At 47.7% G+C, this 14,195-nt stretch carries 17 protein-coding genes; 9 read left to right on the top strand and 8 right to left on the bottom strand.

Annotation, left to right across the window (positions count from 1 at the left end):
* Positions 1-60: 60 nt before the first annotated feature.
* The 6 genes from EKM71_RS11090 to EKM71_RS09275 are packed head-to-tail and all read right to left on the bottom strand — an operon-like array spanning position 61 to position 4,849.
* The gene (locus EKM71_RS11090; protein ID WP_164504773.1) at positions 61-207 is read right to left on the bottom strand and encodes a hypothetical protein; all 147 of its coding nucleotides are present in this window, start codon (positions 205-207) and stop codon (positions 61-63) included.
* Between the two features lie 15 nt (positions 208-222).
* Positions 223-1,095 (bottom strand): histidinol-phosphatase HisJ, encoded by an 873-nt coding sequence (gene hisJ / locus EKM71_RS09295; RefSeq protein WP_125574338.1) that lies wholly within the window; start codon positions 1,093-1,095, stop codon positions 223-225.
* A complete protein-coding gene (locus tag EKM71_RS09290; RefSeq protein ID WP_125574337.1) occupies positions 1,085-2,122 on the bottom strand; it encodes an ABC transporter ATP-binding protein in 1,038 nt (345 codons plus the stop codon). Before EKM71_RS09290 ends, hisJ begins: the two co-directional genes overlap by 11 nt.
* A complete protein-coding gene (locus EKM71_RS09285; RefSeq protein WP_125574336.1) occupies positions 2,122-2,937 on the bottom strand; it encodes an ABC transporter permease in 816 nt (271 codons plus the stop codon). Before EKM71_RS09285 ends, EKM71_RS09290 begins: the two co-directional genes overlap by 1 nt.
* On the bottom strand, positions 2,937-3,761 hold the full coding sequence (locus EKM71_RS09280) for an ABC transporter permease (RefSeq protein WP_125574335.1): 825 nt from the start codon (positions 3,759-3,761) through the stop codon (positions 2,937-2,939). Before EKM71_RS09280 ends, EKM71_RS09285 begins: the two co-directional genes overlap by 1 nt.
* Before the next feature lie 5 nt (positions 3,762-3,766).
* Complete coding sequence (locus EKM71_RS09275) at positions 3,767-4,849, bottom strand: ABC transporter substrate-binding protein (protein ID WP_125574334.1); 1,083 nt, start codon at positions 4,847-4,849, stop codon at positions 3,767-3,769.
* Positions 4,850-5,351: 502 nt separating this feature from the next.
* Between EKM71_RS09275 and EKM71_RS09270 the strand changes: the two genes are divergently transcribed.
* Positions 5,352-6,809, top strand: a complete 1,458-nt coding sequence (locus EKM71_RS09270; RefSeq protein ID WP_125574333.1) for an NCS2 family permease — start codon at positions 5,352-5,354, stop codon at positions 6,807-6,809.
* A 34-nt stretch (positions 6,810-6,843) separates the two neighbouring features.
* Here EKM71_RS09270 and EKM71_RS09265 read toward each other — a convergent pair whose 3' ends face one another.
* Positions 6,844-7,299, bottom strand: coding sequence for a MarR family winged helix-turn-helix transcriptional regulator (locus EKM71_RS09265; RefSeq protein WP_164504772.1), 456 nt, complete (start codon positions 7,297-7,299; stop codon positions 6,844-6,846).
* A gap of 101 nt (positions 7,300-7,400) precedes the next feature.
* On the opposite strand from EKM71_RS09265, the gene EKM71_RS09260 reads away from it, so the two are divergent.
* The 4 genes from EKM71_RS09260 to EKM71_RS09245 all read left to right on the top strand — a co-directional run bounded on the left by EKM71_RS09260 (position 7,401) and on the right by EKM71_RS09245 (position 10,781).
* The gene (locus EKM71_RS09260) at positions 7,401-8,858 is read left to right on the top strand and encodes an MDR family MFS transporter (RefSeq protein WP_125574331.1); all 1,458 of its coding nucleotides are present in this window, start codon (positions 7,401-7,403) and stop codon (positions 8,856-8,858) included.
* Between the two features lie 26 nt (positions 8,859-8,884).
* Positions 8,885-9,091, top strand: coding sequence for a hypothetical protein (locus tag EKM71_RS09255; protein ID WP_125574330.1), 207 nt, complete (start codon positions 8,885-8,887; stop codon positions 9,089-9,091).
* Between the two features lie 389 nt (positions 9,092-9,480).
* Positions 9,481-9,963 carry a glutathione peroxidase gene (locus tag EKM71_RS09250; RefSeq protein ID WP_125574329.1) on the top strand — a complete coding sequence of 161 codons (483 nt, stop codon included), beginning with the start codon at positions 9,481-9,483 and terminating at the stop codon, positions 9,961-9,963.
* Positions 9,964-10,112: 149 nt separating this feature from the next.
* The gene (locus EKM71_RS09245) at positions 10,113-10,781 is read left to right on the top strand and encodes a hypothetical protein (RefSeq protein WP_125574328.1); all 669 of its coding nucleotides are present in this window, start codon (positions 10,113-10,115) and stop codon (positions 10,779-10,781) included.
* Positions 10,782-10,874: 93 nt separating this feature from the next.
* Here EKM71_RS09245 and EKM71_RS09240 read toward each other — a convergent pair whose 3' ends face one another.
* Complete coding sequence (locus EKM71_RS09240; RefSeq protein WP_125574327.1) at positions 10,875-11,591, bottom strand: sulfite exporter TauE/SafE family protein; 717 nt, start codon at positions 11,589-11,591, stop codon at positions 10,875-10,877.
* 132 nt (positions 11,592-11,723) lie between these two features.
* Here EKM71_RS09240 and EKM71_RS09235 point away from each other — a divergent pair, with 132 nt between their 5' ends.
* The 4 genes from EKM71_RS09235 to EKM71_RS09220 all read left to right on the top strand — a co-directional run bounded on the left by EKM71_RS09235 (position 11,724) and on the right by EKM71_RS09220 (position 14,193).
* Complete coding sequence (locus tag EKM71_RS09235; protein ID WP_125574326.1) at positions 11,724-12,095, top strand: GntR family transcriptional regulator; 372 nt, start codon at positions 11,724-11,726, stop codon at positions 12,093-12,095.
* Complete coding sequence (locus tag EKM71_RS09230; RefSeq protein ID WP_125574325.1) at positions 12,092-12,802, top strand: ATP-binding cassette domain-containing protein; 711 nt, start codon at positions 12,092-12,094, stop codon at positions 12,800-12,802. Before EKM71_RS09235 ends, EKM71_RS09230 begins: the two co-directional genes overlap by 4 nt.
* Positions 12,795-13,568, top strand: coding sequence for an ABC transporter permease (locus EKM71_RS09225; RefSeq protein WP_125574324.1), 774 nt, complete (start codon positions 12,795-12,797; stop codon positions 13,566-13,568). The genes EKM71_RS09230 and EKM71_RS09225 overlap by 8 nt, the downstream gene beginning before the upstream one ends.
* A 268-nt stretch (positions 13,569-13,836) precedes the next feature.
* Entirely contained in the window at positions 13,837-14,193 is a 357-nt protein-coding gene (locus tag EKM71_RS09220) for a VOC family protein (RefSeq protein ID WP_125574323.1), read from the top strand.
* The last annotated feature ends 2 nt before the right edge of the window (positions 14,194-14,195 follow it).

Here is a 14,195-nt window from a genome sequence, read left to right as displayed (position 1 = left end):
CTTTTGGCATAATGAAGTTCCTTTCAGATTTCACAAAGTCCTATTTAGAATTTACACCAATTATACGGACATAACCTTGGTTTGGAGTAACTTATCAATGGCCGTTAGGGATTTCTGACTGGCCGCATTGAGAGGCGTGTCACCCAAGTGAATATCCGTTAACTGACAAATCTTAAAGGCCTTCTGACCGGTAGTTTCGAGACGCATGAGATGAACTCCTTTCTAAGCATCAAAGTGATTTTCAAGGTATGTGTTGTATCCTTGATCGACAGCGGTGACACTGTGAGCATCGGCCCCGAAGACTAACGGAATTTGGCGCTGTTGTGCAGCCTGAATCCAGGGTAAGGTGGGCGTGAACTCCGTTTGGGTTGGGCGGAAGAGGCCAGCCATGTTGCAGTCTAGTTGGTCGCCATGGTCGGCAATCGTATCTAGAATATGGGTCAACAGTGTCCGAGTCGTGGCGTCTTCCCAAGCGGTAATTGCGGGGAAGGTGTTGCGCCATTTGCGGTATAGCATGATATGTCCGTAACGCGCTGGCTTGTTGGGGGTTTCCCAGTCGACAGCCGCTTGGACGCGTTCAAGGTAGGCATTAGCAACTGTCAGGGGAGACCCATAAGCCGCTACCACGCCATCCTTAAAGTCAGCCGCCGTATCATCAATGGCTCGTAAACCCGTCTTCGTTGGTAAGAAGTGCACGGAGAGCAGAGCGTCATCAATCTGATCGCCGTAGTGAGCCAATTGGGCGGCCGTCCAGTCTGCGTATTCAGGAAAGAAATCGACCTCGAAGCCAATGAGAATTCGAATCTGGTCACGGTACTTATATTTGAGTCGTGCCATCTTTTCCAGATAAGCAGGTAGCTCAATCAACCCAAATGAAGCGGTGTAGACAGCATGTCGTGACCCCACTGGCCTGTCGTAAAAAGCCGGTGGCAAGGGAAAATGTTCCGTGATGGAGTAGGTTTTGAAGCCACTTAGGATGGCCTGACGGATGAAAGCCTCGACGTCCTCACCGGAACCGTGGGGGCAAAACTCCGTGTGGTTATGGCCGCTCCAGGTGTGACGGTCGATAGCGCCAAGGCTCGTTTTACTCAGCATTGGCGGGACCTACTGGATGAATGGCAGCTGGTTCAAGATAGAGCGTGAGCGGAACGCCAATTTTCAGCGGTTCCGAGTGATTCAATAGTTCAACCTTGAGTGGCAACTTCGCATCACTCATGAAGTGATACTGTACCCGATCACCTAGCATGCTACAAGTTGTGATCTCCCCAGAAATGGCTATGGCTTCAGGTGTTGCTTCCGGGGAGAAAAGCTCCGGACGAACAACGTAATGTATGTCGGCAAGGAGTGCTTGGCCAGCGGCCGTCGTCAACCCTAACTGTTGAAGCTGCGTGCCCGTCAGGAGGTTGTGATTCCCAATGAACTGTGCCATGAAGACATTCTCCGGTTGGGCATAGATAGCCATTGGTGAGCCTTGTTGCTGAACTTTACCTTCGTTCATAACCACGATGTCATCGGAGATTGCCATGGCTTCTCCTTGATCATGCGTGACGAAGAGCATGGTGATGCCAAGCTTTTGTTGATACTCACGAATCTGTTCTCGCAGGCTAACGCGAATCTTAGCATCCAGGGCACTCAGTGGCTCGTCTAGCAGCAGAAGCTTTGGTTTGAGGACCATAGCTCGCGCAATGGCTACTCGTTGTTTCTGACCGCCAGAGAGTTGGTCTGGGTAAGCGTCTTTTTTGTTGGTCAGGCTGACCGTTTGAAGCATCGCCATGACTTCCTTGTTGATGACGTCATTACTTTTCTTTTGCACACGTAGCCCATAGGCCACATTGTCGAAGATAGACATGTTGGGGAAGAGGGCATAGGATTGAAAAACCATGCCGATATTTCGTTGATTGGCGGAACGACTTTGAATTTCTTCGCCATCTAGTAAAATTTTGCCACTCACTTCGGTGTTGAGTCCGGCAATGGCACGTAGAACGGTCGTTTTTCCGCTCCCACTGGGTCCGAGAAAGGTTGTCAGGGTGTTTCGGCGCACCTTGAAGGACATGTCCTTGATGATGTTGTTGCCGGAAAGGGTAATCCCTAAGCCTTGAATCTGTAAGAAGTCTGACTGCATTATTTCTTTGCGCCCTCCTTGGTGGATTTGTGTGGTGCCGAGTAGTGTTGCATGATGAGGATCAAGATCAGTGAGATGAATGCAAGAAAGATGAAGTAGATCGTTGTCAGCACGCTGCTGGCTTGACCGTTACTTTGCATCAACCGGTACATGTAGATCTTGAGTGTTTCAAAGTTTCCTCCGAGCAGAATGTTCGTCAGGACATATTCCCCGAATGCACTGGTGAAGGTCAGTAGCATGGCGACCAGGACGCCAGCACGAATGTTGGGGATGATGACCTTGATGAAGGCTTTAAAGGGTGAGTCACCCAAGACGAGAGCCTGTTCAAACATGGCCCGGAAGTCACGGCCAATGAAGGCGTTGTCTAGTGCCTGGTAGGTAAGGGGGAGACTCAACAATGAGATAGCCAAAACCAAGATGAGTAACTTAGGAATTGGCAGGTCAGCATAGAGTTGAATCAGCCCTGTTACCAGAATGATCCCAGGAATCGTAAACGGAAGCACCGTGATGAAGCGAAGGTGAGACTTTACTTTGGGGTTGTAGACGTTGGCATAGAAGACAACGGGTAGAAAGCAGGCCATGGCAATCACGGTTGTTAGGAACCCGAGAGCAAACGACCGCACCAAGGCCGACATGAAATCTGAATTAGTGACCAACTGGCCATACCATTTCAGCGTCAGCCCTTTAGGTAAAATAGTCTTGACCCAGGAGGTTGAAACCGAGTAAAGCATCGTGACAGCAATTGGTGTGGCAAGATAGACGAACAGAAAGGTAATGATCGCACGAGCAACGCGGTTACTAGCTTTGTGACTCATTAGGCTTTCACCTCCCGCTTACTACGAGTTACGCGGTTACCTAACCAGACGATAGTTGTCATGACCAGAGCAAACAATGTGGCAAAAGTACAAGCCATCGGAATGTTTGCCGTCAATCCACCATCAATCAGTGTTCCGATTAAGGTTGGAATCGTGACGATACTGTTCCCAGTCAAGGCGAAGGTTGTTTCATAAGTTCCCATGGCGTTGGCGAAGAGTAAGGTAAAGACTTCAACAATATTGGGCAAGATGACCGGGAAGATAACTTTTTTGAAGAAAAACAGCGGCTTGGCACCCAATACGGAAGAGATTTCTTTCCATTCGGGGTTCAATTCCTCAAAAACTGGGAAGAGAAACATGATACCCAGTGGCACTTCGAAGAATGTATAGGCCAGCGTCGTCCCACTCAGAGAGTAGATTTCAAATGTTCTGGGAAGGTGTAGGGTTGTCATCAGCGCTTGCCAGATTCCGGCATTTCCAAACAGAATAATTAACGAGAAGGCCAGCGGTACACCGGCAAAGCTAGAGGACATGTTGAATAGTGACAGTAGAATATTCTTGGTCTTAGGGGCAAGCTTGGTTAGAGCCCAAGCGCCAATGATCACGATTATTAGTGAGATTCCCGACGTAATCAGAGAGATTCCCAGACTGTTTCGGATAGCCTCCATATAATAATGGTTCGAGAGAACTTGATGGTAATTGTCGAGACTAAAGCCACCGTCGATAGATTGAAAACTCGCAATAATCATGACCGTAATTGGCAGCAAGAGAACTAAGATGACCAGTAAGCCAAGCGGAAAGAAGACTTTCAGTCGCGTTTTCATGTGGCTTACTTCGCTCCAAGAACTTCACTTTGCCACTGTTGACCTAATTTGAGGGTTGCCTTGTTCCAGACGTCGTTACTCTTTACGTGGAAAACCTTCTTGTAGTCACTTTGTGGCAGTAACTTTTTCTTGACGTCTGCTGGTAATTTCACACTGCTACGGATGGGACGAGCGTACCCCTTTGCCAAGTTGATTTGACCTTGGTCGGAAAGGATAAAGTCACGAGCCAATTTAGCGGCGTTGGGATGAGCGGCGTTCTTATTAATGATTTCGGTGTAACCACTGGTTACAGTACCATCGGTTGGCACGGTGATCTTGTAACGCTTAGCGTCAATTTGATGAGCATAGTTCAGGGCGTTGAAGTCCCACATGATTGAAACTTGAATTTCACCCTTTTGAAGGTTTTGAACAGTGGCATCAACCGTAGAGATCCGCTTCTGCTTGTGCATCTTAGCAAAGTACTTCAGACCTGGCTCGATGTTGCTTTCGCTTCCACCGTTAGCATAGGCAGCAGTCAGAACGGCATATTGCGCTTGGGCAGCACTGGCAACGTCACCAAAGGACACCTTGTACTTGCCGTTTGCTAAGTCAGCCCAGGATTTAGGTGCATCTGCAGCTTTAACGTTCTTGGTGTCGGTAATGAAAACCATTGAGCCCGAGTAACCAGCAGAGTAGTAACCTTGCTTGTCCTTGGCCCAGCCGGGAATTTCATTCCAGTATTTTGTTTTGTAAGCCGTGACCAACTTTTGTTGAACGGCCGTCGGTGCAACATTCAGGCCAATATCACCAATATCAGGAGAGTCGCTTGACTTGGCACGCTTGAACTTCTGAAGTTCTTGCGCACTGGACATGTCAGTATCAGTATGAGAAATGCCATACTTGGACTTAATGTCTTGCCAGCTGCCAATCCAGTTGGCCCAGGTGTCAGGCATCCCTACGGAAGCAATCTTGCCTTCCTTTTTGGCTTGTTTTTCGATGGTCTTCCAGTCGTTGGAAGTCCCTTCAGCTTTCTTGGTTGAACATCCTGCTAGAGTTGAAACCATCGTGAGGGCCGCAGCCGCAATCACCAAATTACGTTTGTTAAACATCAAATCAACACTCCTTCTCTTATAGTTACGAGGTGTATATTAGATGACTCATGTAAATCGCTCGCAAAAAAGGCATATAGATCATGTAAAGATTGGATTTATTTAATTATGTAAACGTTTTGATGAAGCTGCACGCAGACTGGGATCTAACTGAAAGTTGAAACAATTGTCGGACATGAGTACCGAATAAGAGTAATTTCAGCCGTTGATCATCTGACGACTGTTTTTTTAACTGAGGCCCGACTTGCCATTAGAAAATTGATAATGAAACATTGTTCAATTGGTTAACGAACCGTCGCAAAAGGTAAACCTGATTGGTAATGGTGCGTATCAGGAAAATTAAATTTGGTTCTTTCATATAATAGTACAGCATTTCTGATGTTCGCCTATTCCCTTAATTCTTTTATTTTGAGTGATGATCTGTTATAGTCATGTTGAATCAGTTAACATTCAATCATTGAAAGACTTGTAATGTTCGTATTTTGAATAGGAGGGCTTAACCGTGGATCGCTTTTTTAAGCTAAAGGAATCAGGAACCACCGTGGGTACCGAAATTGGTGCTGGAATCACCACCTTCTTCGCCATGTCGTACATTCTTTTCGTCAATCCACAAATTTTAGGACAGACCGGAATGCCCCAACAGGCCGTTTTCTTAGCGACTATCATCGCTTCTGTAGCTGGCACTTTGGTGATGGGGCTCTTCGCTAACGTGCCGTACGCCTTGGCACCGGGGATGGGTCTAAATGCCTTCTTCACGTATACCGTTGTCTTGGGACTGGGTTTTAGTTGGCAAGAGGCGCTGGCCCTGGTTTTCTTCTGTGGCATTATTAATATCATTATCACGGCAACCAAGATTCGTAAAATGTTAATTTCTGCTATTCCCATGAACCTACAGCTCGCGATTAGTGGCGGTATTGGGGCCTTCATCGCCTACGTTGGTTTAAAAAATGCCAACTTTCTGGAATTTACGAGTAGCGCCGGTAACATTCTGTCGGTGAACGGCAAAGCCTTTAATGCAACCCAGGAAACATTTAAGCACGGGATCGGAACGGTTATGACTGGTGGGGGAATTACACCAGCCTTGACTGTATTCAACTCACCGGCTTTGGTGTTAGCCTTGATTGGTTTGGTTGTCACGGTTATCTTGAAAGTTCGTAAGATTCCTGGCGCATTACTGATTGGGATTTTGGTTACCACAATTATTGGGATTCCCATGGGGGTTACCAACCTGCATTTAGCAAGTGACTATTCGATTGGTGCCTCCGTTCATCAGTTAGAAACAACCTTCCTGGCTGCCTTTTCTGCACAAGGGATGGGCTCACTTTTCTCCGAACATAACCGAATTATCTTGGTCCTAATGACGATCTTGTCGTTCAGCCTCTCGGATACCTTTGATTCGTTGGGAACCTTTATTGGAACTGGGCGGCAAACTGGCATCTTCGCTGGGGAAAAGGAATTAGCCTTAGAGCAGGAACCGGGATTTAAATCCAAATTGGATAAGGCCTTGTTTGCTGATTCCATCGCAACGGGGGTCGGCTCCATCTTCGGAACTTCTAATCTGACCACATACGTCGAAAGCTCTGCCGGAATTGGTGCCGGTGGTCGGACTGGCTTGACCAGTGTGGTCGTTGCCGTGCTCTTTGCTCTGAGCGCCTTGGCATCACCACTGTTGTCGATTATTCCTACGGCCGCGATTGCGCCTTCCTTGATTCTAGTGGGAATTATGATGATGAGTTCGTTCAGTCAGATTCCATGGCACGATCTGGACGAGGCTATTCCGGCGTTTATGACGTCCTTCATCATGGCTTTCGCCTACAACATTACCTACGGCATCGCCGCTGGTTTTATCTTCTACTGCATTGTCAAGACTGTTGCTGGCAAGGGCCGCGAGGTACATCCATTGATTTGGATTGTCTCGGTGCTGTTCGTGATTAATTTTGCCGTATTAGCTTTCGTTTAACATAATTAGCGACTAAAAAACACCCAACCAGTTGTTATTGCTGGTTGGGTGTTTTGAGTTGTGGGTCAACGGCCACGTGGGTTTCGATGACCTGCATGGCGGCGATGACCCGCTGTGTTTCTTCTGGTGTCAGATCAACGAAGAGGCGGCGAATTTGATCGTCTGCTCGCCGATTAATAAGGGCCAGCTGGTCACGACCAGCGGCAGTAAGTGAAAGGACTTTGGCCCGCTTGTCGCGCTCGTCGGGGGTCCGTTGGAGAAGTCCATTGGTTTCCAGACGAGTGATGAGCCGACTGAGATACCCCTTGTCCAACCGAAGTTCTTGAACTAATTGGATGGCGGTATCACGGCCATTTTCGCCGATCTCCAGCAGAAGACGGGCTTCAACTAATGTCAGGGTAGTTTGTAGGTGATATTTATCGGTGAGGTGCAGGGTTTGGGTGTAGAAACGATCGAATGCTCTAATTTGATGGATATCTTGACTATTCATGGGAATGCTCCTTCTATTGTTGACAAAAGCAACTATCGCCATTATGCTAATTACAGTTGCTTTTGTCAACTAAAATACATATTGAGGGTCGTTTGCTTGTCATGAATAAAAATCGTTTCTCCTTTGCCCTCATCATGGTGGGGGCGTTCCTCAGCGTCTTAAACCAGACGCTGATGTCAACGGCCCTACCCGGTATTATGCGGGCTTTTCATATCACAACTGCTCAGGGACAGTGGCTCAACAACGGGTATTTGTTGATTAATGCGCTAATGATTCCCACCACGGCATACCTGATCAAGCGGTTTACGACGCGTCAATTATACCTAACGGCGAGTCTGATCTTTATCGCGGGGTCATTGACTGGGGCTGTCGCCACAGTCTATCCCGTTCTGATTGTCGGGCGGATGATCCAAGCTCTAGGTGCCGGTATCGTGATTCCACTGGTTAATGTAGTTGTCATGACATCCACCAAGCCTACCGAACGTGGGGCTGCCATGGGGGTTGTGGGTCTGGCATTAAACTTGGCACCTGTTCTGGGACCGACCGTATCCGGTGTGATTCTGGTCAAATTGAGTTGGCGTTACCTGTTTGGGTTAACGTTACCATTGATGTTGCTGGATGCGATGCTCGCGTGGCTGTTCCTAAAGGATGTCGGCGAACAGCATCGGCAACCCTTGGATCGCAAAGGATTGGTGTTATCCGGTCTAGGATTGGCCCTAGCACTTTATAGTTTTTCAAACGTCGGTGAGACGCCTTTTCTTTCTCTAAAGGGAATTGTTCCTTTGGTTGTAGGATCCGGGTTGCTGGCCTGGTTCGTCAAGTGTCAGTGGACACGCCAGTATCCCTTATTGAATCTCCACGTCTTTCGTTACCGGCAGTTCAATCTGCCCCTGATTATCAATATGTTACTGATGGTGACGATGTATGGAAATGCCGTTATCATTCCGGTTCTTGTCCAGAATGTCTTTCATCGCAGCGCAGTGATTTCTGGATTAACACTTCTTCCAGGGTCCGTGCTAACGGCCATCATTTCACCACTAAGCGGTCGATTCTATGACCGGTATAACTTCCGGCGAATGGTGATTAGTGGGCTGTGTATCGATATGACGGGGTCTTTGTTGCTGAGCTCGACCGGACCTGGAGCTTCGATCGGGTTTGTGATTCTAGGCCAGACCATTCGGCAATTAGGACTCGTCTTGGTTCTGATTCCGATTCAGACCCATGCCTGGTCCATGTTGCCAACCCCGATGATTCCGGATGGGGTTGCGGTATACAACACGCTACGACAGGTGGCGGCTTCCTTCGGGACAGCGCTTCTAGTCGCGATTATCAGCATCACGGCCAGTGGCCAATTTCATTGGTCGATGAACAGCCAACTGGTGGGGATCAAGTTCAGCTACCTGTCATCGACGCTGATGGTGGGAATCTGTGTCGTCTTGGGGCTTCAGTTGCATAAGAATTACGCGGAACCCATTGCAACCGAGCATTACGCAACGCCGGAGACGGCAGAAAAAAAGGCTACGCTAGGGGTGCGTGGTCTGACAAGTCATTTCAAATAAACCGACTGTTTTGGGGAGGACTAGCCATGCATGAACAGTATCGAACGGTCGCCTATAGTGGGCCACTCCGAATTCGCCGTAAAGCCTCAAATATGATCCTTGGTAACCTGGTCACGGTAAATGCCGATGTCGATCTTGAGACGGGACAAGTGACCTTCTTCGTGGATGAGACGTCGCTAGCGATGTTACGGGCAGATTATCAACGAAAGATTGAGCGATTACATAAAGAATAGAAAAGGTGACCCTTAAGCGAAGACATATTTGTCTCTGCTTAGGGGCCTAGTTGTTGGTTTTAAGTGATCAGACTAAATTTATCAGCGAATTTACCACGTGATGTTTGATAGGGCTAGAAGTCACGTAGGGCGGCTTTCTCGGTCAGATGGGACCAGTATTTGGTCTCATTATTAAGCAATAGTTGCATTTACGATAACATTAGTCGTAAGCCGAAAATAATTTACCGTATAAACCCATCGTCAGACCCATTAAATTGACTGTATCTTTTCGAATAAGCAGATTGAAGGCGGAATCTCGACAACTGTTGTATGATAGTGTCAGTTGTTAACCGCTTTAGAAATGCCCCCACCGCTGAATATCAGCGAAATTACCGAAAGGATGGGAGAAAATGACGACAGTTTACGATTTCATGGAAACCGAAATGAGTAACCAACCTATTGATTTTAACGATTACAAGGGGAAAGTTGTTTTGATTGTGAACACCGCCAGCAAGTGTGGGTTTACGCCACAATTAACTGGCCTGGAGGCCCTTTACAAGCAATACAAAGACAAGGGATTTGAAGTCTTGGGTCTGCCTTCCAATCAGTTCAATCAAGAACTCGATTCTGACGAAGCCACCCATAACTTCTGTCAAATGCACTTTGGCGTGACCTTCCCGATGACTAAGCACGTTCAGGTCAATGGTGAGGGTGAAGATGGTCTTTACACGTACCTGAAGTCTCAAGCTGGCCACGGTCCAATTGAATGGAACTTTACGAAGTTTCTTGTAGGGCGTGATGGTGAAGTCTTGGGCCGTTTCGCACCAGGGACGCCGCCAGAAAGTCTGGAACCAACGATTATTGCCGCACTGGGGAATGTCGCGGAAGATTAGAAATGATAAGTTAACCAAGTTTTATGAAGCGATTGGACATGACGACCTCATGTGCAATCGCTTTTTGAGTATTGTAGACGTATCTGTTGCGATTGAGCCGTCAGTGGTATACTGACCCACAATTAACACACGAATTGGGGGAAGATCGGATGGCATTAACCACAACGGAAGATTACTTATTGGTTACCGAACATATTGGGCAAAAGCCGGTCCTACGAACACGTTTCACGACGCAAGCCTACTTCGTCTTTAGTGCAGTTCTGGATCTGCTTCGACAGGGTGGGCTGCGGATTGTGGATGGCCGATTGGCGTTGGCAGATTCGAAGGTCTTGACGGCACAGCCTCAATTTTTGACCCCACTGTGTGATCGGTTAGTCACGGATTTACCTAAGGCCGTGACACCTGAAGATTCACTAAGACTGGTGACCAGTTGGACGATTGCTAATGTCCTATATGATGGTATTATGGGTCGGCTTCAAGACCAAGGCGATGTCACGCCACAGATCTTTCAAAACAATCTGAAGCCTCACGTGATCGCGGTGCCCCAACCGGCCAGTCGGCAACGGGTTTTGGGGGAGTTGATAGCCGCGATTCGAGACCGACGGAACGATTCTGGCTTGGTGGATCTGTGGCTGATATTGGCTCAACAAGACGCGTTACGCTGGCTTATCAACAGCCGCGACCTTCCCGATCTGACAACGGCAGTCGCCGATCGTTTGGCGGCCAGTGTCGATCTCAGGGCGACCCAGCAGTTGACCGCGACTGTAGGAGAGGTAATTCAAGCGAAGAAGTTTTGGATGGACAGTTGGTTGAGTTAAAAAAGAGTTTGGCCCAAATTGAGGTAATCTCATTTGGGCCAAACTCTTTTCGTCTCGGTTACCTCGTGATCTGTCTGGTGTCTACTCTGATTCTTATAGGAAGAGGTAGTAGAGTCCGCTCATGCCGATGAATAGGTAAATTAAGCGTTTCACGGCTGTCATGTTCAAACGATTGAGTAGGTGCGCCGCAATAATCGTTCCGATGAGTGCGCCCGCCATCCCGATTAGAATGGTAGGAAGAGTGGTAATGGTGAGGATTCCCTGACTGATACGTAGGGTGGTGATATAGATAATGTCAATCAGGAAAAAGGCCTGAACCGTCGCCACATATTCCTCAGTAGTTGATGACAGGGTCAAGAAATACAGCGCCATCAGTGGGCCTCCGATACCAAAGAGTCCGTTGAAGAAACCAGAAATAAGCATGAAACCGATCGCGACGATCAACGGATAAGGATGGTTACCGGCCTTAGGGGCCAAAGTGAAGTAGAGGGCTAAAGCGATCAAAAGAACGCCTAATAGGTGTCGAAGAAGTTGGAGATCAAGGTGCTGTCCTAGGTGCACGGACCAGGTTGCCATGGCAGCATAGACGATGAAGGGCAGGATGACCCGTTTAAGATGAATGTCATGTCGATAACGAATGGTCAAAGTGATGACACTGGCGGCCATGATTAGTGTGGCGACACCAGCTCCCTGAGCGATAGGCATGATAGTGGGTAACACAATCATCATAATGATTGCGGAACCAAAACCAGTCAGTCCTTGAACAAGACCAGCCAAGAGACCGAAAGTAAGAATAAGTAACCAGGACATCAAAACGTCTCCTTTGTTTAAGTTAAGTTTGCCGGATTTAGAAAAAGAAGTCAACGGCGGTTGCAGTATGACAGAGGTGGTGCTATAGTAATAGTGTAATAGAGAAATAGAACACTAGTGAGGTGGGACAACATGCATTTCGACGATAAGATTCCAATCTATTATCAGATTAAAACCCACATTTATCACGAGATCATCACGGGGACATTGCAGCCGGGCGAGAAGCTACTATCAGTGCGACAGCTGGCACTGGACGTGACAGCTAACGTGAATACGGTTCAACGCGCGTTGAGCGAGATGATTGCAGCAGGGATGATTGACTCTAAACGAGGTAAGGGGAATTTTGTGACGATGGATGAGACCAAGATTACAGACTTAAAAACCCAACTGATTACAGAACAAGTCGCACGGGCTTATCAGCAGTTACATGCTTTGAACTTGAGCGATGAAGAGATTCTAACGAGTCTTAAGCACTACATGACACAGAGGGGGAACGTGGAATGACTGCAGGATTAACATTACAAGGCGTGCAGTACCGACACGGCATGAAGATGATTCTTCACGACGTTGACTTAACCATCACGCCAGGAAAGATCATCGGTTTGTTAGGGGAAAATGGCGCCGGAAAGACAACTCTGATGCGGCTTATTACGGGGAGTGCCAAGGGGAAGGGCACGATCGCTATTAATGATGCCACAGTTGTCGGGGATCGCAAGCAGCACGTGAGTTTTACGGAACAATTACGGGGATTTGCTCGTGAGACACGGGTTGAACAGGTCGTGAATTTTTATCACGACGTCTATGGGGACTTTGATAGTCAGCGTTATCAAGATATGGCCACTTTCTTGCAGATTGATGGGTCATTGAAATTGTCGAGCCTCTCCAAGGGGATGAAGGAGAAGCTGATCATCGCGCTGACCCTTTCACGGCGCACGGACCTCTATTTATTAGATGAACCCTTCAGTGGAATTGACAGTATGAGTCGCAAGCGGATCATCAACAGTATTCTTCAGTGGAAGCCGGATGATGCCATCATGGTTATCAGCGACCATTACGTCTCAGAAGTTGCCGCTATTTTAGATGAAATCGTGGTTGTTAAGGACCAAACGATCTTCACCCATGAAGCAACCGATGCTATTCGTGAAAAGTATGACGTGGGGATTGAGGCCTACTACGAGAGTTTATACGAAAAGGGGAACGACTATGACTAGTTTTGGGCGGATTTTCAAAGTGTTGACGCGGAGTAAATTCCGTGAGGCAAATTTACTACTCTTAATTCAATTGATTGCGATTGCAGTAAGTCTGGTGTGGATTCTGATTACGGGGGCGCTATCCACGACCAGCTTACTTCAAGCCGTCAGCAGTTGGGCTGGTGTGACCTACGTCGTCGGGTTCTATCTGATCGCTCGGCGGTCGGAACAGGCGTACACGCAAGACACCTTTCGGCTGATTCCAGTAGAGGAAACCTGGTTGTATCTGGGGAACTTACTCTCATCATTCGTGATGTTCTTTTACATAATGGGCGTCGAAGTTCTGCTGCATCTGGCTGGTATTGGTATTGGCTGGCAGGCACTTCGCAAGGATCTCGGCATACACCCGGTAGATATGGGGCCCAATACGCCTTGGGACATTATTAAGATAGTCATGCTGGTTGCCTTACTGGTCCTAATTGTCATTGTTTTAATGTGGACGACGATTACGTTCGTTCATCTGGTTGTCAGTGCAACCTCAAACTTCTTGCCAAGTGCTAGCAAGCGGCTGGTGAACTTCGTGCTCTACATCGTGGTTATCTTCCTCGTTGTCCGAGTTGCGGCATTCTTGATTGTCTTGTTCTCGAGGGTCACGAGTTCGCTACCAACTTCTGGTGGCATTATGGACCTCTGGTGGCCAATCGGTGGTATGGTCTTGGTCATTGTCATCGAATCTGTTGCCAGTGTCTTCCTGCTGAAGAAGTGGGTTGAAACGGTGCCAAACTAATTAAAAAAAACGGAAGCTGGCCATTTGGTCAACTCCCGTTTTCATTTGGAAATAAATTTAAACACAAAAAATGCCCTCATCAATCCGAGATGAGAGCAACCAGTTGATCCATAGGATGCATCTGGAATGTACAGAGCAACTGGGCAGGTGCAAACCTGCATTGCCTATCATACGCGATATTTAACAGAATAGCCAGCTAAATTTTAAATTGCTTTAATCAGGTGGCGTGGTAGGATGTGGGTAACAACTAATTCATGAGGTGACGACGATGGAAAAGATGCGGACAATGTTGTATGTCGATGATGTGGAAGAGACCGCTCAGTGGTGGCAAGATAACCTCGGAGCAACGGTAGTTGAAGTGAATGTTTTGCCCGATGAGTCCCATAACATCGTCCTCACAATGGCGCCGGGAGCTGAGCTGTCATTCTTCAGTAAGGCCTTCATTCGGCAATATTCTCCGGAAGTTTTGGGGAGTACCCCCTCTTTGATGTTCTTTGTTAAGGACTTTGAAGCCTTGCATGACCGTCTGACAACGGCCGGTGCTATCGCTGATAATAACGGCATGCTCACCTTTAATTTCCGTGATCCCGAAGGAAATTATTTTGCAGTGGGTCAAGTAAAATAGCG

The sequence above is a fragment of the Levilactobacillus huananensis genome (assembly GCF_003946145.1).
Taxonomy (GTDB): Bacteria; Bacillota; Bacilli; order Lactobacillales; family Lactobacillaceae; genus Levilactobacillus; species Levilactobacillus huananensis.
This window is presented reverse-complemented; position numbering and strand designations above follow the sequence as displayed.